22 protein-coding genes are annotated in these 25,784 nt (G+C 34.3%); all 22 read right to left on the bottom strand.

Features of this window, described 5'->3' with window-relative positions; all coding sequences use genetic code 11:
- Nucleotides 1-30: 30 nt before the first annotated feature.
- Nucleotides 31-912 (bottom strand): LysR family transcriptional regulator, encoded by an 882-nt coding sequence (locus R9X47_RS07770; protein WP_432666206.1) that lies wholly within the window; start codon nt 910-912, stop codon nt 31-33.
- A 32-nt stretch (nt 913-944) separates the two neighbouring features.
- Complete coding sequence (locus R9X47_RS07775; RefSeq protein WP_432666207.1) at nt 945-2,804, bottom strand: sensor histidine kinase; 1,860 nt, start codon at nt 2,802-2,804, stop codon at nt 945-947.
- 190 nt (nt 2,805-2,994) lie between these two features.
- The gene (prfH, locus tag R9X47_RS07780; protein ID WP_432666208.1) at nt 2,995-3,615 is read right to left on the bottom strand and encodes a peptide chain release factor H; all 621 of its coding nucleotides are present in this window, start codon (nt 3,613-3,615) and stop codon (nt 2,995-2,997) included.
- A gap of 4 nt (nt 3,616-3,619) precedes the next feature.
- Nucleotides 3,620-4,720 carry an RNA ligase RtcB family protein gene (locus R9X47_RS07785; RefSeq protein ID WP_432666209.1) on the bottom strand — a complete coding sequence of 367 codons (1,101 nt, stop codon included), beginning with the start codon at nt 4,718-4,720 and terminating at the stop codon, nt 3,620-3,622.
- Between the two features lie 206 nt (nt 4,721-4,926).
- Complete coding sequence (locus tag R9X47_RS07790) at nt 4,927-6,093, bottom strand: amidohydrolase (protein WP_432666212.1); 1,167 nt, start codon at nt 6,091-6,093, stop codon at nt 4,927-4,929.
- A gap of 222 nt (nt 6,094-6,315) precedes the next feature.
- Complete coding sequence (locus tag R9X47_RS07795) at nt 6,316-6,450, bottom strand: hypothetical protein (RefSeq protein WP_432666213.1); 135 nt, start codon at nt 6,448-6,450, stop codon at nt 6,316-6,318.
- A gap of 107 nt (nt 6,451-6,557) precedes the next feature.
- Entirely contained in the window at nt 6,558-9,632 is a 3,075-nt protein-coding gene (locus R9X47_RS07800; protein ID WP_432666214.1) for an efflux RND transporter permease subunit, read from the bottom strand.
- Nucleotides 9,633-9,646: 14 nt separating this feature from the next.
- Nucleotides 9,647-10,732 (bottom strand): efflux RND transporter periplasmic adaptor subunit, encoded by a 1,086-nt coding sequence (locus R9X47_RS07805; RefSeq protein ID WP_432666215.1) that lies wholly within the window; start codon nt 10,730-10,732, stop codon nt 9,647-9,649.
- Nucleotides 10,733-10,885: 153 nt separating this feature from the next.
- Nucleotides 10,886-11,473: a TetR/AcrR family transcriptional regulator gene (locus tag R9X47_RS07810; RefSeq protein WP_432666216.1), complete on the bottom strand. Its 588-nt coding sequence runs from the start codon at nt 11,471-11,473 to the stop codon at nt 10,886-10,888.
- Between the two features lie 169 nt (nt 11,474-11,642).
- Nucleotides 11,643-12,065, bottom strand: coding sequence for a PPC domain-containing DNA-binding protein (locus tag R9X47_RS07815; RefSeq protein ID WP_432666217.1), 423 nt, complete (start codon nt 12,063-12,065; stop codon nt 11,643-11,645).
- Nucleotides 12,066-12,093: 28 nt separating this feature from the next.
- Nucleotides 12,094-12,906 (bottom strand): Na-translocating system protein MpsC family protein, encoded by an 813-nt coding sequence (locus R9X47_RS07820; RefSeq protein ID WP_432666219.1) that lies wholly within the window; start codon nt 12,904-12,906, stop codon nt 12,094-12,096.
- Nucleotides 12,896-15,331 (bottom strand): ATP-binding protein, encoded by a 2,436-nt coding sequence (locus R9X47_RS07825; RefSeq protein ID WP_432666220.1) that lies wholly within the window; start codon nt 15,329-15,331, stop codon nt 12,896-12,898. Before R9X47_RS07825 ends, R9X47_RS07820 begins: the two co-directional genes overlap by 11 nt.
- A gap of 109 nt (nt 15,332-15,440) precedes the next feature.
- Nucleotides 15,441-16,952, bottom strand: a complete 1,512-nt coding sequence (locus R9X47_RS07830; RefSeq protein ID WP_432666221.1) for a tripartite tricarboxylate transporter permease — start codon at nt 16,950-16,952, stop codon at nt 15,441-15,443.
- An 18-nt stretch (nt 16,953-16,970) separates the two neighbouring features.
- Nucleotides 16,971-17,468 carry a tripartite tricarboxylate transporter TctB family protein gene (locus R9X47_RS07835; RefSeq protein ID WP_432666223.1) on the bottom strand — a complete coding sequence of 166 codons (498 nt, stop codon included), beginning with the start codon at nt 17,466-17,468 and terminating at the stop codon, nt 16,971-16,973.
- 146 nt (nt 17,469-17,614) lie between these two features.
- On the bottom strand, nt 17,615-18,646 hold the full coding sequence (locus R9X47_RS07840) for a Bug family tripartite tricarboxylate transporter substrate binding protein (protein ID WP_432666225.1): 1,032 nt from the start codon (nt 18,644-18,646) through the stop codon (nt 17,615-17,617).
- Nucleotides 18,647-19,189 carry a citrate lyase holo-[acyl-carrier protein] synthase gene (gene citX / locus R9X47_RS07845; RefSeq protein ID WP_432666227.1) on the bottom strand — a complete coding sequence of 181 codons (543 nt, stop codon included), beginning with the start codon at nt 19,187-19,189 and terminating at the stop codon, nt 18,647-18,649.
- Between the two features lie 15 nt (nt 19,190-19,204).
- Nucleotides 19,205-20,743 (bottom strand): citrate lyase subunit alpha, encoded by a 1,539-nt coding sequence (gene citF, locus R9X47_RS07850; protein ID WP_432666228.1) that lies wholly within the window; start codon nt 20,741-20,743, stop codon nt 19,205-19,207.
- Between the two features lies 1 nt (nt 20,744).
- Complete coding sequence (citE, locus tag R9X47_RS07855; protein WP_432666230.1) at nt 20,745-21,635, bottom strand: citrate (pro-3S)-lyase subunit beta; 891 nt, start codon at nt 21,633-21,635, stop codon at nt 20,745-20,747.
- Nucleotides 21,636-21,938, bottom strand: a complete 303-nt coding sequence (gene citD, locus R9X47_RS07860) for a citrate lyase acyl carrier protein (RefSeq protein WP_432666232.1) — start codon at nt 21,936-21,938, stop codon at nt 21,636-21,638.
- Between the two features lie 14 nt (nt 21,939-21,952).
- Nucleotides 21,953-23,002, bottom strand: coding sequence for a [citrate (pro-3S)-lyase] ligase (gene citC, locus R9X47_RS07865; protein WP_432666233.1), 1,050 nt, complete (start codon nt 23,000-23,002; stop codon nt 21,953-21,955).
- Nucleotides 23,003-23,504: 502 nt separating this feature from the next.
- Nucleotides 23,505-24,374 (bottom strand): triphosphoribosyl-dephospho-CoA synthase CitG, encoded by an 870-nt coding sequence (gene citG / locus R9X47_RS07870; RefSeq protein ID WP_432666235.1) that lies wholly within the window; start codon nt 24,372-24,374, stop codon nt 23,505-23,507.
- Between the two features lie 65 nt (nt 24,375-24,439).
- Complete coding sequence (locus R9X47_RS07875; RefSeq protein WP_432666237.1) at nt 24,440-25,600, bottom strand: ROK family transcriptional regulator; 1,161 nt, start codon at nt 25,598-25,600, stop codon at nt 24,440-24,442.
- Nucleotides 25,601-25,784 lie beyond the last annotated feature (184 nt).

Below are 25,784 nucleotides of genomic sequence, written 5' to 3' on the forward strand. Positions count from 1 at the left end.
TATAAAAAATTATATTTCTATAAGTAAAATTTATCCTTTCTCACAAAATTTAATAAAATTATCGATAAAGTCTTTATTCAAATCATCTAGATATATAAAATTGAACTCTCTGCAAATCTCAAAATCCTTTATTGGAATCGTCTTTAGCCTATTATCTTTCAAATATGATTTTATCGCTTCTTTAGAAATAATTGTACATCCTAGGTTGGATTCCACTAAAGATATTAATGCCATTATACTGCCTATTTCCATATAGATATTCATATCCTCTAACTTATGTCCCGATGCTAAAAGCCTGTTCTCAAAAACTTTTCTAGTGCCAGATCCCTTTTCCCTTAATATCAACTTATCCTGTAGAACTTCATCAATAGATATGGACCTACGGCTGGCAAATGGATGTAAAGGCGAAAACGCCAATACCAATTCATCATCCCTGTATTTCCTATACTTAACTTGGCTTCTATCAAATGGCCCTTCTATTATACCCATATTTATTTCACCATTAAATAGCCTTTTTATTATTGCTTCAGTGTTTTCTACATGTAGGATGATATCAATATTTTCATGTATTTTTCTATATTCACCTATAATATTCGGGAGCACGTATCCACCTATTGTTAGTGTGGCACCAATATAGTATTTTTTTATTATGGTTGATTTATTTTCTATTTCAAGCTTCATCATTTTGCTCAATCTATCTAGCTCTAGAGCATGCTTAAATAGCACTGATCCTTCTTCTGTCAGCTCCATTTGTTTCCCACTTTTATATAAAAGCTTTGCATTATAATATTCCTCTAATGCTTTTACATGTTGCGATACAGCTGGTTGGGTTATATTCAAAATGTCACCGGCTCTTGTAAAATTTTTTGTCTTTGCTACGATTATAAATGTTACAAGTTTAATATCAATCATTTCCCTACCTCATTAAATTCATTTATACACTTCTAATCATATATATCAGAAAACTCGATCTGTATTTTTTCAACATTGCTTTGTTGTGAAAATTCTTCAGTAATATGATTTTTCTTTTCCTCATAAATAAGTTTTACAGGTAATTCAATAACAAACTCAGTTCCATTTCCTTCTTCACTTCTAACTATCACCTTTCCACCATGCATCTCGACTAAAGATTTTACCAACGATAGTCCTATTCCACTGCCTTCATTGCTTCTACTATATAGTGGATTAGCTTGAATGAATTTGTCAAAAATTATTTTTTGCTTATTCTCTGGAATACCTATCCCCGAATCCTTTACTGAAATTTGAACAGCATCTTTCCTATCATAAATCATAACCGCAATACTATCTCCAGCCTTTGTAAATTTAACGGCATTAGATATAAGATTTAAAATGATTCTTTCCATTTTTTCTGGATCAAATGCAATTATTTTTTCTTCTATTTCCGTATCAAATACTATATTTCTACATTTGCTTTTCACATATTCCGCTGTTGATAAGGTTATATTTTCTACCACTTCCACGATATTTTCATTTTTAACATTCAGCTCCATAAAGCCAGAATCAATTTTTGTAATATCTATAAGATTATTAACTAACCTTAACAGCCTATAACTATTTTGTTTTATCATATCTATGTATTTATTTAGCTTTGCAGGGCTGATATCTTCTTCTGCTTCAGAGGTACATAAATATAATAACTGAGTTGATGAAAAAATTATATTTAACGGTGTCTTCAATTCATGGGATATATTAGAGAAGAATTCTGTTTTCATTTTATCATATTTTATTGTTTCATCTAGCAACCTTTTGTTTTCCTTTATCAATGTATTAAAACTGTCAGAAAGTACTCCTATTTCATCCTTAGATGATATATCTGAATGAACTGAAAAATCTCCTTTACTTGCTATTTCCATATACGTCTTTAAAGTATTTATAGGTTTAACTAATGCCTCTGTAAGAAAATACAGTATTAATAGAATTATTATTACGATAACCAGTCCAAGAAATAAAATACTATTTCTAAGTATCAAGACCCCCTTAGTAGCCTCATTATAGTCAGCAGCCATTCCTACAGACCAATCAATAGAGCTAATAGGTTTATAATATATCATTTTCTTCTCACCCTCAAAATTATAGAAGCCTATTCCAGTTTCTCTATCAACCATATCCTTAATTATTTGTTGAAAGCTTGTACTTTCACTATGCTTTAAAGTATTCTTAAGTAAGAACTCTGCTCTAGGATGTGCAATGGTTTTTCCTTTTGAATTAACCATATAGGCGTATCCACTATCGCCAAGCTTTTCTTGATTAATACTATCCGTAATTTGAACTAAATTTATAGTGGCTCCAATTAAGCCTATAATATCTCCATTATCATTTCTAATAGGTGCTGCAATAAGAATGATTGGGTTACCTGTTAATTTACAGGCTATCGGTTCCGATATAACAGTTTGTCCATTTATAGCTTTACGAAAATAATCTCTATCTATTATATTTCCTTTACACCCATTTGAAGCTATAAAATTCCCATTTTTATCAGAGATAAGAAACACCTCATACTGTTTAGAAATCTCCTCAAATTTTAGCATTTTCAAGAAGAATTTCTCATGTTCCATCTTCTTTACTTCATCAATTGATGCGAGGAGTTCCACTTGATTAGTCCACTCCTTTAGCTCGCCATCGATAAAATTAACGAGCTTTTCTACCTTATCCTGTATTACGACTTCTACATATCCAGTTACTATTTGCTTTGATTCATTGTATGTAAGATAAGATAATAGAATAATTCCTAGTGTTGCAACTAAAAATACGGGTATCATGATCTTATATTTAAGGCTTCTCATCTTCTCCTCCTGCCGGGTTAGATCTCTAATAAAGCTAGAAATCCTATTTTCTTTTATTAAATTAAGGCTCCTATAATATAGTAAAACATTTTCCATAAAAATCTTGTTCTTATTTGTCGATATTAAAAATTTAAGATACGTAAAAAAAACAGAACATATTAAACTCTTAATATGTTCTGTCTTAAATAACCTATAAAATTTCTCTAAAATCCCTGCCTTTAAATACTCTTATAGGATAACCTCTTTGTATACTCTGGTGCTGTTCCCAACGATTTCTTTCGACTTTTCTACTTTTGTCATTATTCAATTTATCTAGCGCTTTCCTTAATCTAGCCATTGCAAGTTTCTTGTTCTGATACTGGCTTCTCTCTTCTTGAGCCTTTACAGCAACACCTGTTGGTAGATGGGTTATTCTAACACCAGTCTCAAGCTTATTAACATTTTGACCACCATTTCCACTGCATCTAAGGGTTTCAATTCTTACATCTTTAATATTAAACTTATACTTTTCTTCTTTACCAAAAGTCTCTATTTCAATAAACCAGTTCTTTCTCTTATGGTTAGGTCTATATTGGCTTTTACATATCCATTGCATACTTCCTTCAAGACCAGATACGTATTCATTAACACTTTCGCCGCTTAATCTTAAGAAAGCTGATTTTAGGGTTTCCTTTTTATCTCCTTCAACGCACTCCAAAAGTTCTACTTTAATATTTCTTTCCATACATTCTTTCTTCATATAATTTAAAAACAGATAAACAAACCTACAAGATTCAATAGGTGCTAAACCTGCGCTAATCTGAACCCACATCAACTTATACCTTATAGGTAATAAGAGGATTTAAACTTGCAACAAGCTTTATCATTTTTTCTTCTAACATATCCTCTATTACTCTTTCAATATTTTTGTAAGCTTCTGGAGCCTCTTCGAACAACACACTTTTTTCTTTATAGATTAAATTATTTGAAGAAATATTACTTTGTCTTATGGCCTTTTTTGAGTAGATTTTTTGGAGTTTTTCCTTGCAACCAAAGCGAGACCATTTTCTCCCTGCACCATGGGAAACTGAAAATACATATTCAATCAAATTATCAGTCGGCTCAACTATATAGGATTTTGTTCCCCTTGAACCCGCTACTACCACATAGCCTACATCAGATGGTGCAGCTCCCTTTCTATGAATATAGTAGCTCTCACCGTTAATCACTTTTTCAGTTATACTATTATGTGTACTATCTAGTAATTTATTACTGTCCCTTCCATTTATAGCATTTAAAAATCTATAGGCAATTAATTCCCTGTTTAAGGCTCCATATTCCATGGCCATATTGTGCTTAGTTAAGTATTCATTGAATCCTTCGCTAGACACCTCAAGACCTCTTTGGCAAGAATGCTTATCTATGCATTCTCTTAAAATCTGCTCTCCATAGCTCCTTGATCCACTATGAACTAATAAAAATATATTTTTATCATCGATACCAATATCATCTAAAGCCTCTTTATTATACACAGTATCAATCTCTTGAATTTCTGCAAAATGATTACCAGAACCTATAGTCCCTAACTTCTCCTTAAATGGAAACTTTACATCTTCAATAAAGTTCTTTATATCAATATCTCCAAGGCTCTCTAGCCTTTCAAGCTTTTTTAAGATTTTATGGGTCTTAAATTTATTTTTCTTTATACCCGTTGAAAAAAGGGCCATTCCACATCCGATATCATTCCCGATCAAATGAGGATAAATAATTTCCTTAGTCATATAACTGGCTCCAACGGGAGTCTTTCCCACATGTAAATCAGGCAGGCCTACAGCTCTTATTATTCCTCTAAGCTCAGAAGCCTTTTTAAGCTGATCTACAGCATTACTTTCTATCCATGATTTCTCACTTCTAACTATTTTTACTCTTTTATTCATATTCTCTCCTTAATTTTTTTCTTTTTTTCACCCTATGGAGAGAATATAACTAGAAAAAAATTTATTCTTAACTATATCCTCTCACCTTTTTTAATCTCAACATCATGCCAATCACGTCCTTTCGAAAAGACTATTATATTTATACAATCACATATATTTTATCATAAATATTTTATCTTATACAGTTATAAAGGTTTGCTTGATTATTATTTATCTTCAGAAGAATATATAATTTTACCATCTATGATAGTGTATATAACCGAGGAAAATATATTAAGAGGTTCATCATCCCATATTACAATATCTGCGTCTTTTCCAACTTCTAGACTTCCTACACGATCGTCTATTCCAAGAATTTCCGCTGCATTTATAGTAATGGCCTTCAATGCTTCTATCTTGTCTAAACCTTCCTTAACAGCTAAAGCAGCACAAACAGTAAGGTACTGGAGCGGCACAACTGGACTATCGGTTGTTATTGATATTTTTATTCCTTCTTTATTTAATATTCCCGGTGTAATAAAGGATTTATGCTTTAATTCGAACTTTGAACGATGGTTAAAGCTTGGTCCAACTATAGCATTAAGCCCCCTATCCTTAATAAATTCCTTTATAAAGTGTCCCTCAGTACAGTGGTCTAGGGTTATCTTTATATCAAATTCCTCTGCAATACGAATGGCTGTTAAGATGTCATCTGCACGGTGGGCATGCACCTTTAGAGGTATCTCTCTATTGATGACTGGCTGCATTGCCTCCATTTTCATATCAAATGCTGGAGCTTTTGTTGGGTCATCCTTAGATGCCTCTAGCTTTTTCCTATATTCTTGGGCCTTGAACAAGGTTTCTCTAAGTAGCGATGCAATTGCCATTCTTGTAGTAGGTGCTTTCCCTTTTTGATTGTAAACTCGTTTTGGATTTTCACCAAAGGCACATTTCATGGCAATAGGCTCTTTTATAACCATATCATCTACTCTTTTTCCATAGGTTTTTATTGCAGCAAACTGTCCCCCAATAACGTTTGCACTTCCCGGACCAGCTGCTACAGAAGTAACTCCAGCCTCATAGGCTTCTCTAAATGTCACATCCATAGGATTGATAGCATCTATGCCCCTCATCTGAGGTGTTATTGGATCAGTCATCTCATTGTGATCCATCCCTTCAAATTGAATCGAATCCTCCTTAAGCCCTAGATGAGTATGGGCATCAATAAATCCCGGCATTACTATCTTGCCCTCAGCGTCAATTATCTTGGCTCCTTCCGGTATAGATATGTCACTTCCAATTTCCTTAATTTTTCCATCAACTACTAAGATACTTGCCCCTTCTAATATTTCCCCATTCATTGGCATAAGCTTACCATTTTTGATTAGTAACATAATAATCCTCCTCTATAGTTTAACTAGTAATTTTAATTTATAATCCTTTCAGCAATAGGAGTATTCTAGAAAAATATTCTAATTCCTGCATTTCATTTTAGCATTATTTACTAAAATAAAACCGAAGAGAAATCAGTTCCCTTCGGTTTTAATGATATTTCTATCTGATAAATACTTTATATCAAAATATCTATTTATTAAATTGTTTTATAAATCTGTTCATCAGTTGCTTACACAAAGATACTTGGGTCTATTCACTTCGTAATTAGCATCCCCATCGGAATCCTTAAGCCTATCTTCAATATCCCGTAAAGTTATCATTAACTCTATCATCATCGTTATTGCCTTATTCTTCAATTAATTACCCCCTAGATTTGAAAAACTAAATTGATATTTTTCAAATTCTTATTAAGGAAATGATTCTCTCTATATCATTACTTCCTATTTTTATAAATATTATCTTCTTAACCTTGTGTTAATGGTTTTCCTTTATTGCTTTTTCTTTTTTCAATAAAGGTTTCAATTAAACTGTATATAACCGGTATTACAACCATCGTTAAGAATGTTGACACTAGAAGTCCTGACATTAATGATACTGCCATAGGTGCAAACAAGCTGCTTCCAGCAATAGCAAGAGGTAGAAGTCCCATTATCGTAGTTCCTGCACTTAGAATTATGGCATTAAATCTCTTCCCTACTGCATCAACGCAGGCTTCATCTATATCCTGCCCTTCTTTTCTTGCATCATTTATATACTCAATAAGAAGTATACCGTTTTTAACTACAAGACCGATTAAGGCTATAATCCCTAGGAAAGCTGTAAGGGATAGTGGTTGATTAAATATATACAATCCAAGTATAGAACCAATTAGTGATAGAGGTATAGTTACCATTATTACAATTGGCTGAATAAAGGAGTTAAACTGAACTACTAGAATCACATATATTATGAATATAGCAAATACAGCTAACAGCCCAACTATACCAAAGTTCTCAGCTATAGACTCTCTTTCTCCATCAAAATCAACTTTTACTCCTGCCGTATTGATATTTGGTAAAAACTCATTTTCAAGCTTGTTTTCGACAAATACAGGGTCCCCGGATGGAAGAGTATCAGCTTCCACGGTTATAGTTTGCTTTCTATCATATCTCTTTATAGCATCGAGCTTAGACCCAAATCCTATTGTAGCAAACTGCTTAAGTGGAATCTTGTTACCCGTCATAGAAGACTTTATCTCTATATTTTCAAGTTCATTAATGCTCTCAATATCGCTCTTTACAAGTATGCTATATTCATTACCATCCCTTCTATAAACCGAAGGCTTAGCACCATATAGAGCTATATTTATCTGTCTTTGTATATCATACTTTGTTATTCCAAGGTTCATCGCCTTGTCTTCATCTACATTTACTTCATATTGATATGTTCTGTCCTTCATATCGTCCCTTACATTTGTGGTTCCTGGAATTTCACGAAGGCTATCCTTTATCTCCTCAGACACTTCTATTAAACGATCTATATTTTTACCTGAAACTCTTAATACTACCTTTGAGCCCGGTTCTGCCAATTGAAGCTGATTTACAGTACATTTTCCTCCTGAAATATTTTCATCTAAAAGCTTTTGTATATGTTCAGCCAATTCCCCGTTACTTTCAAATCTTCTACTTTTTTCATCTCCAAGATCATACTTAATTACCATTTGAGCATAATCTTGGGATGGTGTAGCTGGTGGTACAGTAACATAAAACTTTGGAATACCATTTCCTACTGATACGGTATAACTGGTTATCTCCGGTTCCTTAGATAGTAGGTCTACAACTTCATCAGAAAGCCTTTCTGTTGCGTCCATATCTCCAGAAACCTCTGTGTCCATCTCTATATAAAATACATTCTTGTCAGCGAATGGGAAAAATTCCGATGGTAGCATAGGCATTACAACCTGTATAACCATCACTAGAACTACAAAGACAGCAATAGTAGTTACTAGCTTCATTTTTAACCCTAGTTTTAGAGTGTTCTTAAAGAATTTTCTTAAGAAACCTTCTTTATCGCTCTTCTTCTTACTCTTTTTAAAGAACACTGCGGACATTGCTGGAGTTATGAACATAGATACTATATACGCCGCAATTATTGATATTATTAGTACCTGCGGTATCGCACCTAAAAATTCACCAGCTGCTCCAGGAAGCCCTAAAAGCGGTGAAAAGGCTGCTACAGTCGTAAGGGTGGCTGTAAATATTGGAACAGCTGACATACTAGTTCCCTTAAAGGCAGCTTCTGTCCTAGACTCTCCATTATCTATTCTCACTTGAATGGTATCACTTATTACTATGGCATTATCCACTAGAACTCCTAGGGCAACTATCAGTGCCGTTAGGGACATTTGGTGTATATATATATCCGTTAGATACATTACGCCAAAGGTCATCAATATTGATAGGGGTATAGCTGCAGAAACTACTACTGCGTTTCTAAGACCCATACCTAAGAATACTACTATAACAACGAAGATTACGCCTTCAATTAGATTTATCATAAAATCATTTACCGACTTACTTACATCATCGGGCTGGTATATAACTTCTTCTACTATAAGATCCTTTGGAAGGCTCGCCTTCACTTCATCAAGAGCCTTTCTAACATCCTTACCTACTATAACTACATTTTTACCTTCTTGGAAATAACCCGTTAAAAGAACGGCATTTTTACCATTTTGCTTATATTTCTCTACACCTTCCTCAAGTCCCATATATACATCTGCAACATCGGAAAGTCTTGTAACAACTCCTGTTTTTTGTGATACTCCTATAATAGTATTTCTTATATCGTCAAGGGATGTATATATACCCGGAGTCTTTACTTTTATCTTTCCACTCTCTGTTTCTATATCACCAGAGGGTATCTCAATGTTTTGAGCCCTAAGTATGCTATATAAGTCCTCTAGGGATATTCCAAGCTGATTTAATCTTGCTGTATCAATGTCAACCTTTACTTCCTTATCAAGCTCACCTTCAATGTCAAACTTTGATATTCCAGAGGTATCCGCTAACTTATCTTTAAACTGCTCCCCAAAGGAAGCCAGCTGCTCATAACTGTAGTTATCTCCCGACAAACTTATTATAATTCCTGCGGTTGAAACTAAATCTGTGTCTATTTGACTATCCATAACTCCACTTGGAAGTTCGCTCTTTGCATCGGCCACGGCATTTCTTACATCCTGCATTGCCTTATCTGCATCTACGTTATTTTCAAAAGCAACCACTACAATGGACAATCCTTCCTTAGAGCTTGAATTCGTATAATCATAACCATCTAATTCGTAGAGTTCATCCTCTATCTTCTCAGTTACTAGATCGTTAACATCCTTCGCAGAAGCTCCTGGGTATGGAGTTATGATCATAGCCATTGGAAACGATACATCGGGACTTTCCTGTCTAGGCAAAACGTAGTAAGCATAAACTCCTAAGAAAGCAATTATTACTGCTAAAAATAGGGTGACTTTTCTCTTATCTATTAGTACCTTTATTAGTTTATTCATTGGAGCGACCCCCTTTACTCACTAATATTTATCTTAGAACCGTCATTCAGATTCTTCATTCCACTTACAACAAGTAATTCTCCAGGACTTATTCCCTTTACCATAACAGTATCTTCATATAGCTTTTCAAGTTCAACTATTCTTTTAAATGCTCTGTCTTCCTCTACAACATATACATAATCTTCTCCATCAGACATAATAGCTGAAATAGGAACCCATACTCCACTTTCTTTTCCAATATTGAACTCTAGCTTTGCAATTGAACCTAATCTAAAGCTTTTATCTGCAACAGTAACTTCGGCATTATATGTTCTTGTTGCTTCGTCCGGTGCTTCTGCTATATTAGTTATTACCCCTATAGCTTTCTCACCATCAACGTCAACAGTTGCTTCAGTACCAAGTTCTATCTTTTTAAGATCCCTCTGAGCTATCCCTGCATTTACTATCTGACTAACGCTTCTAACTATCACAGCAGGATTTCCTCCAGGAACTAATTCTCCTACTTCAAATGGAATCTCTACAATACTTCCATCCTGACTAGCATATATAGTTGCATCCTTTACTAAACTCATTTTATGATCGTAATCGGTCTTTGCAGCATCATATTGAGATTTAGCTTGATTATATGTCGTGCTTGAAGTATCCATTTTTAATTTTATTTGATCGTATTGGTCCTTTGATATACTTCCTTCTTTATACAGGTTATCCATTTTGTTAAACAAATCCTTATCATAGCTAAGTGCGTCCCCTGCTTTTTTAATATTAAGCTGCGCTGTATCTAGAGTTGACTTAGCTGCAGAAAGTTGAAAATTTAAGTCCTGCATATCTAATTGTGCTAATCTATCTCCCTTTTTAATCTTATCTCCCTTTTCTACAAAAACACTTCCTAATTTTCCAGTTGACTTAAAGCTGTATTTAATCATGTCCTTTGAATTAACTGTACCTATATAGCTTAGGGTTACGGGATTCTCTCCTTCTTTTATCTCCCTTACCTTAACTGCCCTTGCCCTTTCTTCCACTACAGTTTCTTCTGCCGCCGAGCATGCTGCAAGTGTAAACATCAGACTCATCATTAATACTACTGCCACAAACTTTTTCATGAAAATTTCCCCTTTCACAGATCCTTCGTAATTTACAGAAAATTATAAAAATTTAATGAATGAATTTTCATTCATCTTTTTTGTTTTAAAAAATGAAATTTTCTTCATTTATTCTTAAAAAAATGAAAAACCATTCATTTATATTTAAAAAAATTACTTTAAGGCATTTAAAATAATTTCTGTTATCCTATCAACTTGTTTTTTTCCAAACTTTTCTTCACTACCATCAGTATCTAGATTCATTGTTATATAGCTAAATGGAAGAGTAAATAAAGCAAGGACTACTTCTTCTGATGTGGTATTAGGTCCTATTTCACCATTTTTAATCCCTAGCCTTAGAACAGTCTCTACTAGCTTCTTAACTTTCCGATCTTCTTCTCTCTTTCTTCTAACTTCGAAATTTTGATCAAAAACAAGAACACTTAAAAATTTTGCATGTATTGGATCACTAATTGATACGTGAAACAACATATTAACTACATCATGTATAGTATCCCTAGCAGTGCCTTTTTCCTCTGCAGTTTTACAGAATATATCTTGCACCACTTGAAAATTATTATCAATCAAATCATCAATTAGATCAGTTTTCCCCTCGTAATGCCTATATAAATATCCAGTAGAAACTCCCGCTTTTTTTGCAATAGCACTAATAGAAGTTCCTCTATAACCATGCTTAACTACTAATTCCATAGTAGCCTTTTTAATTCTCTCTAGCTTTGTCGGGTCTGTTATTCTCGCCACGCTTTCACCTACTTAAATGAATCTTTTTTCATTTATAATATTATACCTATTTTTGCTAAATGTCAACATCTTTTTCTGATATTTTTATATAATAAATCTTTTACATTTTTATTCCTTAAATAGCCAAGGTTTCAAGGCTTTTTAAGGAATAAAAATGTAGCTTTATAAATTAAAATTTATACAGATTTAATCCTACTTCATCATTAAATTTCCTATCTACTATGCCATCTATTATATCAATTACTAATTCACATGTACCACTTATTACAGCTTCATTTAAATGGCCTCCAAAGGCTCTCATATCGTGGTCAGATAGTGTTATATGAAGATGTAAATAGGTTTCTCCATCCATCGTAGAAATATTCCCAGTTAGGTTAGTAATTTCATAATCACTACCACTAAATTCAATAGAATGATATTTTTGCTTTTCTACATTGAAAGCCCCTACTTTAATTCTATCGGCTGCACCTAAACCACTAATTGATCCCAAAGTGATTTTTTGGTCAGTACAAAATTCCTTGATTGTCTCTACTACCTCTTCACCTCTATCAATCCTCATAACCACCTTGTTACCAAATCTTTTAAACTCCATATGCTATACCTCCTATAATAAATCTAAATTATAATGCTGGCTTCGTTTTAGACTCTCTATTCAAAGTATAAATTCTAAACTTAATTTGATCAATATCTAATTTAGAATCAATTATTATTTCGTCAATTTTTACATCTGTATTTAGTATTTCTCTTACAATAGATTCTATTTGTTTGCTACTATCCTTAAAAAACAATTCTCTATTATAGTCAACTAGTCGAATATTCTGGTGATTTGCCAGTAGCGTCTTTTCATAAACTGTCCTTGTTTCGAAAAATTGAACGGTAAGCATATCCCCTTGAATAAATGCCTGAACGTTTTTAGGCCCCTTGCCTGTACATGTTTTAATAATCTTTGCCATTGCAGTTTGAATCTCTGCTTCTAATTCCTTCTTCTTTGTTTTTTCAAGAACCATTGAATTAATTACGGTTTCCTTTGACTTCATCTTGTAAAGCTTTAATGCGACCTTCTCCATGCTTTCAACCAATTCATTAGTATCAATAGGCTTTATAATATATTTATCAATACCAACATCTACTGTATCAATAATAGACTCAGCATCTGATATAGCCGTTGTAACGATAATTGGGCAAATGCTGTCAATGTTTCTAATCTTCTTTGACATTTCAATTCCACCTATTTTAGGCATTCTTAAATCTGTGATAACTATGTCCGGTCTATATTCATTAAACTTTAGTAACCCTTCTTCACCATCACCAGCTAAATATAGCTTTCCAACGCGTCGCTTTATAAAGGTTCCCAATTGTTCCCTTAGGAACTCTTCATCTTCTATATATAAAACCTTAAGGTTATACAAAATACTTCTTTGCTTATTCTTCATTACTATCAACTCCACTTCTTGGAACTGTTATAGATACACATAACCCATCATTTTGATTAGTAATATTTATATGTCCTTGGAAATTCTTTTCTATAATCACCTTTGACATATAGAGCCCCAGGCCTGTACCCTTACCCTTACTCTTAGTAGTAAAGTATGGTTCAAAAACATCTCCAATAATGCTTTCATCTATTCCCTTAGCATTATCTTGAATTTCAACAACTTGCTCGAACCCATTTGGAAAAATTCTTATATCAATTCTACGTCCATTTAGTCTATTCTCTATCAACGCATCAACTGCATTTTGTACAATATTGAATATCACTTGGGAATACTGATTTGAATGGCCATAGATCATCCCATCTTCTTCAACATCAATACTTAAACTTATCTCATTGAATCTCAAGTGCTCATCTAAAAAATCAATCGTTTGTTTAATATTTTCTTGTATAGAAAATGCTTCTTCTTCGCCCTTTGGATTGAAGAAGTACCTAAAATCATCAATAGTTTGTGACATACGTCTAATAAGCTTTTTAGACTTTTGTATTAGACCTGCCAAATACTCATCAGTTAACTCTCCATAGTTATGTGCATCCTCTATGTTTGAAAATATTAGCCCCAGTCCACTTAGTGGTTGGCGCCATTGGTGGGCTATGTTTCCAATCATTTCACCCATTGCAGCCAGTCTTGACTGATATATCATTAGAGCTTCTTTTTTACTATTTTCATCTACTTCATTTTGGAACATTTTCTCTAGCTTAATATTTATTTCTTCCAATTCTAAGGCTATACGGTTCTTATTTTCTATCTCAGAATAGTAGGTATTTGTTTTCTGGTCTGTATCATAGATATCTATATATTTTGGATTTGCTTCTTCTGAAATCTCTGTAGCAACTTGATTTATGATCTTTCTAAAACGCTCTTCACTTCTTCTTAAAGCGTCTTCTTGTATTTTTCTACTGGTAATGTCCCTGGATATTAAAATCATTTTCAACTGGTTTTCCAGCTTGAACAAATGAGCACTAATTTCTACAGGAGTTAGCTTCCCTATTCTTGAAATCAGAGTGTCTTCAAATATTATTATTCTATCTCGCTTTAATGTTTCAACTATATTATTAAACTTTTCCTCATTTCCGTCCTTGGAAATATCTAAATACGACATGTTGAGCAAAGTTCCCTTATCATAATCAAGGCTTTTACAAGCCTTTCTATTTACCTCTAAAAACTCTGTAGGTAGATTCTTCTCATCTAGATTAAGCACAAATATACAGTCACTTCCACTATTAAAAAGACGCTCATACTTTTCCTTACTTTTAATCATCTCTTTTTCAAGAATCTTTCTCTGTTCAATATCTTCTTCTAGCTCCTTATTCAACTCATTTACTTGTTTTAATAGGCTTGCTTCCTTTTCTAATTGTCTCTTATCCTTCTTTATCTTATAAATATAAAACATACCTGCAATAAAAATAAGAATTATAATAAAATTTAAGGCAATAGTATAGTATGTCCGATTCCTAATGAATTCTGTCATCTCTAAATAGTCCATCGAAACTGTGATGATCCAAAATTGATCACCTATTCTAGCCGGTGAATATGCACTGAATTTTTTAATTCTTTTTCGGACCTTGTCATGATACCAGATTGAATGGTAAATGCCTACTCCGGACTCCCCATTCATCTGTTTTTCCACTAATTCTTCGAGCTCCGACCAATCATAGTATGGAAACTCTTCCTTTCTTGCTTTTATTACATGCGTTCCCAAATCCTCTTTTTTAGGATGCATTAATAAAATTCCATATTGATCTTTAACAGAAGCATATCCCTTTTCACCTACTCGAATTGGCTTTACAAATCGATTATAGATTTTCTCTAAGTCAAACTCTATGCACATAATCGCTTCTATCTTAGATTTATAGAATACGGGCTCATATAATCTAATATAAAATCCTCCCTCATATGGATAAACCCTGCTAAAAACCGATGACCTTCTTTGGAAAACCTTTTCTATGTCTTGATATAGATATGGATACATTGATGAAGCCTCTTTAGGGTAATTATCAATCACTTGTAAATCCGGTCTTATTAATTGTACCTTAGCAATATTGTCTGCTTGAATTATATAATAGTCTTCCAAACTATAAAATTTAGTATTATTATCATTGGATTCCATGAGTTTTTGGAATTGCTCTCTAAATAATCTATTCTTGCTTATTATCTTAAGATTTTCACTATGATAATCAAAAAAACGTTCTAAACTCTTAGATATTGACTTTGAAATAGTTAATAATTGCTGTTGCTCCTTTGTGATTACATGCTCCTGCACACTCTTATAATTAATATAGGAGGCCGATATTATTAGTGCTACCCCTATAAAAATAGATATTAATAATATTGATGTTTTTCGCACTTCTCTTTTCTCTGGCATTATGCAATATCACTCCTTAGAGCCATTATATCATAACAGCAGCAAAGCAACTTTTCTCAAGTACAACAAAAAGATTAGTATACTTAACTAACCTTTCTGTCAAAATTCTTTACACTGCTTTTTGTTGACGTGAACTTTTTTTCTTCTCTATATACCCCTTTAATATAGGGTATATAATTGAAACAACCGTTATTATTATCAAGGCGATTGAAACCCCTGACTTAAAAAATATGTCTACACTTCCATCTGAAATACGAAGTGCCTGTCTAAAGGACTGTTCCATTGTTCCACCTACGATAACAGCTAGAATCATAGGTGCTGTTGGTATCTTTACCTTTGTCATGAAGTAACCTAATATTCCAAATAGAACAAGAACATAAAAATCTATTACACTGTTAGAAATTGCATATGTTCCTACAAATGCCAATCCAAGAACTATCGGATATAGTATTTTTGCAGGAATGGCAAGTACTCTAACTAAAGCTCCTGCTAGAGGAATATTTATAACAGCCAAAACAATGTTTCCAATAATCATACTTGCAATTAATCCCCAAGCCATATCAGGGTGTTGTGTAAATAGTAAAGGTCCTGGTTGGATTCCAAGCATAAGCAGGGCTCCCATCATTACAGCAGTTGTACCTGAACCAGGAATTCCAAGTGTTAACATTGGAATCAACGCTCCAACTGATGCAGCATTGTTTGCAGATTCCGGTGCCGCTAATCCTTCTATTGCACCTTTACCAAACTCTTCTGGTTGCTTAGACATTTGCTTTTCATTGTTATATGCCATTAGCGATGCCATTGTTCCACCAGCACCTGGTAAAGCTCCAATTATGAATCCCAGTGGTGCACTTCTTAGTATAGGCCACTTACTCTTTTTCCACTCTTCTTTTGTAATCCAAATCTTTCCGAACTTCGTTTGAGCTTTTTTCTTACCTTCATTAATTGCCTTAAAGCTCTTGAATACTTCTCCTAGGGCATAGATCCCTATAATAACAACAAGAAAATCTATTCCTGTCTGTAGCTCTAATATCCCAAATGTAAATCTTTCTATACCAGATTGGGCATCAATACCTACCGTTCCAACCATCAAACCTGCAATCATTGAGATAAATCCCTTTAGCATATTTTTCTTTGCCATAGATGCGGTCATAGACAGGGCTGCAACCATTAATAAGAAATATTCTGCGGGACCAAATTTTAAAGCAAATTTTGATACAGGCGTTGCCAATGCTATCATAAAGACAACGGAAATAAGTCCTCCAATGAAAGATGCTATCGCAGAAATAGCTAGGGCTGATTCCGCTTTTCCCTTCATTGCCATTGGATATCCGTCAAATGTTGCCGCTAAAGCAGCACCATCTCCAGGAGTATTTATTAGAATAGAACTTCTGGAACCACCAAACATAGCTCCATAATAAACTCCTGTCATAGTAATCAATGCTGCTGTTGGTCCCATAGTAAATGTAATGGGTAGTAATACAGCGACACCCGTTGCCGGCCCTAGTCCTGGCAACATACCAACTATTGTTCCTAGGATTCCACCAACTGTAACCAGAAACAAATGGTAGGGCTGAAGGGCTACCAAGAACCCTGAAAAAAGATTCGTTAATACATCCATTATTGCACCTCCAAACAATTAGAAATAAAAATACGGTAACGGTGGTAAACTTACACCTAATAATTTTGAGAATATTACATAAACTCCTATACTAAAAAATACCGAAACTGTAGTATTAGTTTTCCATTTTTCTTTTCCATTTGTAATAGCCAAAATAACTTGTATAAATATAAACGTTGAGATAACATATCCTAAGTGATCAAAAATGATTCCATAAACTAATGATATAACGCATGTAATCCCTATCATTTTCCAACTTAGCCGATCATTCTTTCCAGCTTGCTCTTTTAGAATTTTGAATGATTCCATTGTCATTTTGAAATTACTTCTAACTAGTAAAACTCCTCCTAATACAACCAAAACCCCTGCTAAAATCAGTGGATATATGGATGGCGCCATAGGACTTCCTATAGTGGCACGAGGAAGGGTATAGGCTTTAATACCATAAATAAGTCCAAGTAACAATGTGATCAACCCAGTTAAGGCATTAAAGTCTAGATTTTTTCTCTCTTTCACTTGCTCACCTCTCCTTTTTAATACCAAAAGTCTTTTATAAAGATTTCCAAGGTTGGACTCTCTCAAACACCTATCTAGAACTAACCATTTTTTATGTGTCATAAAGGAATTCGTGCCACATCAGCACGAACTCCCCCTAAGTTGTTCTAGTTCTTAATCATTCCGATATCAGTTAATATTTCCTTATATTCTCCATTTACTTTTTCAAGGAACATCTCAAATCCTTCTTGATCTAAGTAAGCATCGTCCCAACCATTCTTCTTACGAGCTTCTTCCCATTCTTTAGTTTTAACCATTTCCCCTAGCTTTTCTCTCCAGTATTTAGCTGCATATTCAGGCATATCAGGAGCTCCAAATAATCCTCTCCAGTTTTCAAAGGTTGCATCAATTCCTTGTTCCTTAACAGTTGGAATTTCTGCCATTACACCCTCTCCAACACGATGACCAGCAGTATGTGCTAAGGCTTTTAAGTCTCCACTTTCAAGTAATTGTTGTACATCTCCTAAACCTGTTGATAGTAGGTCTATATGTCCACCTAGAATTTGTGCAGATGCTGCACCATCTTGGAAGCTTACATAGTCTATCTCCTTTAAGTTTGTAATTCCAGCAGCCTTTGCGATCATTAAGAATTGAATGTGGTCCATACTTCCAGCTGAAGAATTCCCGCCTATTTTTACACTCTTTGGATCTTTCTTTAAAGCCTCTATAACATCATTTATTGTGTTATATGGAGAGTCCTTAGAAACAACGAATACACCATAGTCTGTTATTAATCTTGCTAATGGAGTAGTATCCTTGTAGCTTAACTCAGTAGAGCCATTTAAGTTGATTAATAGTATTGGTGGTGAGTAAACAGAAATCAAACTATCTGAACCTTTTTTAGTTTGCATGTAAGCCAGGTTAACACCACCGCCACCACCTGGCTTGTTTGTAACTGGCATTGGTACTGAAACTAACTTTGAATCCTTTAATGCCTTTGCAGTAGTACGGATAGTTAAGTCCCATCCACCACCTGCTCCACCTGGTGCAATAAACTCCATTGCCTTTTCAGGGTAGCTATCTCCAGTTTGTGATTTTCCAGCAGTACCCGCATCTTTAGCACCACACCCAGCTAAAACACTTGTACCTAATAACGTAACCGCTAAAAGACCTGTAGCAATTTTCTTTTTTAACGACATTTAAATTCCTCCCTCACTTTTGTTTATTTTGAAATACGCCTTGGCAGTTTCTTCAATGAACTGAAGCATCTCCTCTAAGCTGTGTGCCCTAGTTCTTGCACATACCCAGACGTATTCATCACATAGAAAGCACTTCCTTTGACCTCTTCCAATTATTTCTCTTGATATAGACTTTCCAGAACTATCTATCACATCAAAGTCATATATTCTTCCCATACTGTCTTTTTCTTCAATTTCAATAGAAAGTGTTTTTATATACTTTGCATCATCACTATCTACTACTATGAAAGCCTCTGATCCAGTAGGCTCTAAAATCGAATCTTCAAAGACAATATCTATATGGTTTTCCTTTAGTGTATCTTTAAGCAAAGCTAATCCATTAATAAATATCTTTCTATATAAAGGACCATCCTTTTTAGGGCCTGGGATATTTAACTTGAAAGCAATTAATGACTTACTATACTTTTGTATAAGCCTTTTTTGATAGGCTACACGCTTCTCTCTCGCCTCTAAAATATTCTTTAAGTTGGCATTAACAGTCATAGCCTATATCAATCCCTATCCTACTTGTCTTATAACATCAATGATGCTTCCATCACGATATTCAACTACTGCTACAACCCTATCCTTATACTCAATTGGATTTGGTTTCCCTACTATCTTCTCAGCCATTTCCTTTAATTCTTCAATGGTTGTAATAGGTAACTCCTTATCTTTAAGAGATTCAATCAGGTCTGTGCGTTTTGGGTTAATAGCTATTCCTCTATCAGTTACTAATACATCCACTGTTTCACCAGGAGTAATTACTGTATTCACACTATCAACAACAGTTGGTATTCTTCCTCTAACAAGTGGTGCCACAATCATGGATAACTTTGCTGATGCAGCTGTATCAGAATGGCCTCCCGATGCTCCACGTATCACACCATCAGATCCAGTAATAACATTAACATTGAAGTTTTGGTCTATCTCCAGAGCACTTAAAATTACAATGTCCAACTGATTAGCAAAGCAACCTTTATTATGGGGGTTAGCATATTGGGAAGCATCTATTTCATGATGCCTTATGTTATCTGAGATAGATTCAGCAGCAACTAAATCAAAGCTTTGCACATCAAATAGATTTTCAATAAGCCCTTCTTCATGCATTTCAACCATTGGCTTAGTGATTCCACCTAAAGCAAATCTTGCACGATAATCTCTTGATTTCATCTCATTTTTTAGGAATCTAGTTACTGCTAATGAAGATCCTCCAGAACCTGTCTGGAATGAGAATCTGTCTTTAAAGTATTGCGAATTTATAATTACTTTACTTGCGTATTCAGCTATTAGTAGTTCTTTAGGATTTTTAGTAAATCGAGTTGCTCCAGATGCAATTCCATTTGGATCCCCAACGGAGTCTACCTTTACAACATAATCAACCTTTGTTTGGTCTATACTTGCAGGTACGTTAGGGTATGCTACTAAGTCATCTGTAATAATAACTACTGTGTCTGCATGCTTTGCATCTACCATTGCATAACCCAAGGAACCACACATCGTCTTTTCTCCCTTGCCCTTTGCATTGCCATACTCATCAGAGGATGGTACTCCAATAAAGGCAACATCAATTTTAACTTCACCGGCCTCAATTGCTCTTGCTCTACCGCCGTGGGAACGTATTACTATTGGCTTTTCCATTAAACCATTAGAGATGGCATCGGCTAATTTACCTCTTACACCACTGGTGTGTATTTCTGTAATAACTCCATTCTCTATATGTTCAACTAAGGGTTCATGAATGGAAGACAAAGAACTTGGCACAATTGCTATGTTCTTTATTCCCATCTCTGCAATAGTGTCAACAACCATATTTAGAATATAATCGCCACTTCTAAAGTGATGATGGAAGGATATAGTCATTCCATCCTTAAGACCTGTCTTCTTAATAACTTCCTTGATGTCATTTGCCAGCTTGGTATCTCCCGGTTTCACTTGCTTTAGTAATGGAGCTGCTTGTCTTCCAACCAGCTTCCTTTCAAAGGGTGAAGAATAGTTATGAAACTCACTATATCCAGCAATACTCTCTGGGATCTCACGACCAATAGAATTCTTCATTTTATTCTTCCTCCTTCTTCGGTAAAGTTATATTTGCCAATTCCAATATTCTCTCAGCTCTTTCAACTATTGGTTTATCAACCATCTTTCCATTTACTGATATTACTCCCAAGCCCTTTTCGTTAGCTTCCTCTATAGCCTTTACAACCCTTAAAGCATGGTCAATTTCTTTCTCAGTAGGTGCATATATCTCATGTACTGGAGCTATTTGTCTAGGGTTTATGATTGACTTTCCATCGAATCCCAATTGTTTGATTAGTTCAACTTCTCTTCTGAATTCTTCTTCATTGTTTACATCAGAATAAACCGTATCCAATGCGTATATACCTGCTACACGTGCAGCTATAACTATTTGGCTTCTAGCAAATAAAAGCTCAACGCCCTCAGGACTTCTCTTGGTCTTCATGTTTGTTACATAATCTTCTGCCCCTATTGCAATGCCAATCATCCTTGGACTTGCTGTAGCTATTTCCACAGCATTAATAACTCCTAAAGGACTCTCTATAGCCCCCATCATTTTAGTAGAACCAACAGTTCTCCCAATTTTTTTCTCAACTTCTTCTATTATTCTCTCAACTTCTTTTACATCTTCTGCAGTCTCAGTCTTTGGCAAACGAATAACATTTACTCCAGCACGAACCATAGCTTCGATATCACTTTTTCCAAATGGTGTATCTAATCCATTGATTCTTACTACGATTTCCATATCATCATAATCAACTGTCTTAACTGCGTTATAAACTAAAAGCCTTGCTGCGTCCTTTTCTGCAAGAGAAATTGAGTCTTCTAAATCGAACATCAAAGAATCAGCACCATAAATATGGGCGTCTGAAAGCATACTAGGGTTATTTCCAGGAACGTACATCATAGTTCTTCTAAGTTTGTTCTTCATCTAGAGTAACCCCCAATCTATTTCATTTTCCTTCATGGCAGCACGCATAACAGCACTCTGTACTCTAGCTCGAATGGTACAGTCTAAAGCTCCACGGTCGACAGCTCTAACAACAACATCATTTATTTTCATCTGATTTAGCGTCTCTAAAATAACTTTTCTAATTTGATGACCAAACTGTTTTTCAACTGAGCTAGTGAGATAAATTTTAATACCTGGCTCCTGGTTCTCTTCAACAACAATATTTATATCACTTGATTCCATTGTTCCAGCCATACCGGTTTTAAGAATTTTCACATTCATCACCCCTTTAAGCTTTAATGTCTTAGCTGTGAAGACTCTTTAATTTTTTCGATAACTTTATTCCCTTCACTTGAAATTAGAAAGGAGTAGGTCGAATTAGGTACAATAGATTTTATATTCTCTATTTCTCCCCTTTCAATCGCTCTCCTTACCTTAGATGCACTAATATAACCCATGTTTGCTTCCTTTCTAGGTACTTCCCTTACATCAACTTTAAATTTAGGCAAGATTAGCTTTAGTGTCTGATTATATCTATTTGTTGTTTCACAATATGGCTCTTGACCGATATAACGTCTATTAATTCCTAAGCAAGGTGCAATCACCCTTCCAAAGATCTTTGCATCTAGTTTTGTATGAAGGCGGATGACATCAGATTTTTCTTTTATAAAATATGAGGGGAAAGTTGCATTGGAAATAATATAATTTCCGCCTTCGTGTATTGTTATATTGTCAATATCTTTACTACCATCTTTAATCAGCTTCATACGTACCTTATAGGGAAAACTTGATTCATCAGATGATAGAACAAAAATATGAAGATGGTCACTTTCCTGTGATGCCTTTTCGATAAGATATCTGTGCCCTAATGTAAAGGGATTAGCATTCATCACAATTGAGCTAATTATATTGCCCTTTACTTTGTACTTAGATAACTTGCTTAAATAATTCTGCAATCCATCGGGCTTGTTTTCCATCAATACCACATGACTCTCTATCTCTTCTACAACATAAAAGCCCATAAATTCAAAGCTCTTTTTTGATGCTGGCTTTGTAAATAGAAATATATCATTAATGCCACGATGGTATTGAATCCTAATTAGCTCACTCATTAACAGGTTTAGTATCTTTCCACCTTGATATATTCTATCTACGGCTATGCACCTTAGGGTATTTGCCTTAACTCCACCTACAGCAATTAACTTTTCTCCATCAAAGACCCCTATTATCTTTTCTAGCGATAAATCTAAACTTAAATCATTTTGGTTTAAAAGATACAATACCTGGGATATTATACTTTGGTCTTTAATATTAATTTTTTCAACTCTGAATTCACCATATAGCATAGTTATTACTCCTCTTTGAGGCTTTCTTTAATCTTTAAGATGTGTGATCTAGAAAATTTCATAAACGAAAGTAGACACTGAGGTTTCCTTCTCAGCGATGTGGATAAACTTAAATTCTCTTTATCTTTTACAATTAAAAATTTAAGTTCACCGTCTGAGCGAGAAGGATTCTCAGTGTCTACTTGAGTTAGTTAAACTTCCCATTCACACATCCTGATAATAGTAAACAACAAAAAAGGCCAGCATATAAAACTCCAAGAAATTCTTAGAATCTTATATACTGACCTTTGAAAGCATAACAAGGGTTATCCTTCTCCTTGCCAATATTCATATTATATAGTTTTAAAAGCATTCAATGACTTCGCATCCAGCTTGCCATCTCGCTTATAGTCTGCCCTTGGCATCTATAGCAAGCATAGCTTTAATCTGAAAACGTTTTTCTAGGTAGATTATACTATAAACTAAAATTAAATACAACAAGTTTTTGAGATTTGATTTATCGTTAAAGCTTTTCTATAAAATACAGCATTATCGTAACGGCTAGTAAATCTGCTGAACCGCCAGGACTCACCCAATGTTTTATACACCACTGGTCAAGCTCCTTTATGGCCTTAGTACCCTTCTCAGAATAAATTCCACCTAGGTCAATGATTCCTTTTGCACGTTCCTGTATTCTTCGTAACATTTCTAGATCATGACGCCCAAGAATGTTAGAATCCTCGGAGTATGCCATTAGATATATCAATACCTGTACCATCCTATCGTTGAGAGATCCTTTTTCTGATTCCATCAATTCCTTAAATAATGGCAGGCCATATTCACGTACAGTTCTAAATCCAGAAGCAACTTCGCCACGTATTCCAGTGATGCCATATTTTACATATAATTCTTCTCCATAGGTTAAGGCTCTGTCAAATACCTTGTTCTTCAGTTCTTTATCCACTAAGCCTTTAGTCATACGTCTTACTTGCTCACAGACATTGTTAACAGTCCAAAGGCTGTCTAGATTTTCCTCATAAAGAAATCCAATAGCTGCCGATATAATCCCAAGGGAAAATACAAGTCCTTTATGAGTATTTACATCATTTGTAATAGAAAACATTCTTTTTTCTCCGTTAATTCCAATGGGTCTAATCGCATCTAATAAGGTCTCAATACCAGATTTATGCTCCATACCAGCTAAAACACATCTATAGAAGGTCTCTCCAAGTACAGAGCTACTATCTATAAAGGTGAAAATATCCATATCCTTATGGGCTCCACAATTATTTCGATCTACCAACCCTGGCTTTGGCGTAGCTGATACCTCATATAAAAGAGAACGGACTGCTATTGCTTCTATTTTTCTTGCAAATTCCTTTTTATCCTTCAAGAATATCTCTCCTAAAATTCATGATGCTTTTTATTATAGCACATTAGAAAAAAATGTCTCTTATTTTATTTGAATAGTACCCTTATTGGTAGAAGGGCTGCTCCCAGTATAGAGGAATCTTCTTTTAATTTTGAAAAAATAATTTTGGTATTATAGGATTCCAAAAGGCTGCTTTCTAATAAAACCTTTTTTGTAAGAGGTTCAATTAACATATCTTCATATCTGCTAATTTTACCACCTATTATCACATATTCCGGTGAAAATGCCAATATAACATTTTGTATTCCCATGGATAAATACTCTAAATACTCTTCTATAACACCCTTTACTAGTTCATCGCCCTTACGATATTCCTCAAGTACATCTTCTAATGTATCAATCTCTCTATCTACTCTTTTATTATAGCTTCCAAGTAATGCACTTTCTGACGCATATAGCTCCCAACATCCTGTTCTTCCACAATTACATCTCAAATCTTCCATGCTTATTTTCATATGCCCAATTTCTCCGGCTTTCCTATTTAGTCCTTTGTACAGGAAACCGTTTGCTACAATCCCAGCACCTATTCCTTCTGATATTTCTAAATAGACTAAATTACTTTTACTTTTAGCAATTCCTATTACCGATTCTGCTAGGGCAGCTGCATTTGCATCATTTTCCATATATATTGGCATCCCTAGTATACTCTCAAATTCTTTGAAATCAATATTCTTAATGCCTATGTTTGGAGCATTTTCTAGATAAAGATTTTTTTCATCCACTATTCCTGGCAAAGAGAAGCCTACACCCAATATATCTTCATATTGGATTTTTTGTTCTTCTATTATGCCGCTAATCCTTTGCTTTAATCTCTCTATAATCTCATTTATACCTTCTAATCCAATGTTGCTAAATGAGGTGTCAGCTTTAACTTCTAAATATAGATTTGCTAGAACAACTCTAGTTTCTCTAGATGAAATTTCTACACCAATTGAATATTTTGAATCCTTTACAAATCTTATAATAGCCGGCTTTCTACCTCCGGTAGAGGCGGCTACTCCACATTCCTCTATAATTCCCTCTTCCAAAAGCAAGTTAATATTGCTTATCACTGTAGGAATACTAAGACCTAGCGTCTTTGCTATCTCTTTTTTTGTAATTTCTCTATTTTCATAAACTAGATTTAATATCTTTGCTTTATTGGATTGTTTAGTAATTGTCTGATCAATATTATTTATCATTAACATAGTATCACCACATTCATTTAATCTTTTCTATCATTCACAGCATATTTTTAGTATATCCCATGCGGTGTATTTTTTCAACGAACTTTTTAAAATCATTTTAAAAAGTTTCTCAATTCTATTTCCTAGGCAATATTCTACAATTAATCACAAAGCTAATGAATATTAAACGAAAACCCACAGGTGA

Origin of the sequence: Wukongibacter baidiensis (genome assembly GCF_050888315.1) — a bacterium.
In the GTDB taxonomy this organism is placed as follows: Bacteria; Bacillota; Clostridia; order Peptostreptococcales; family Caminicellaceae; genus Wukongibacter; species Wukongibacter baidiensis.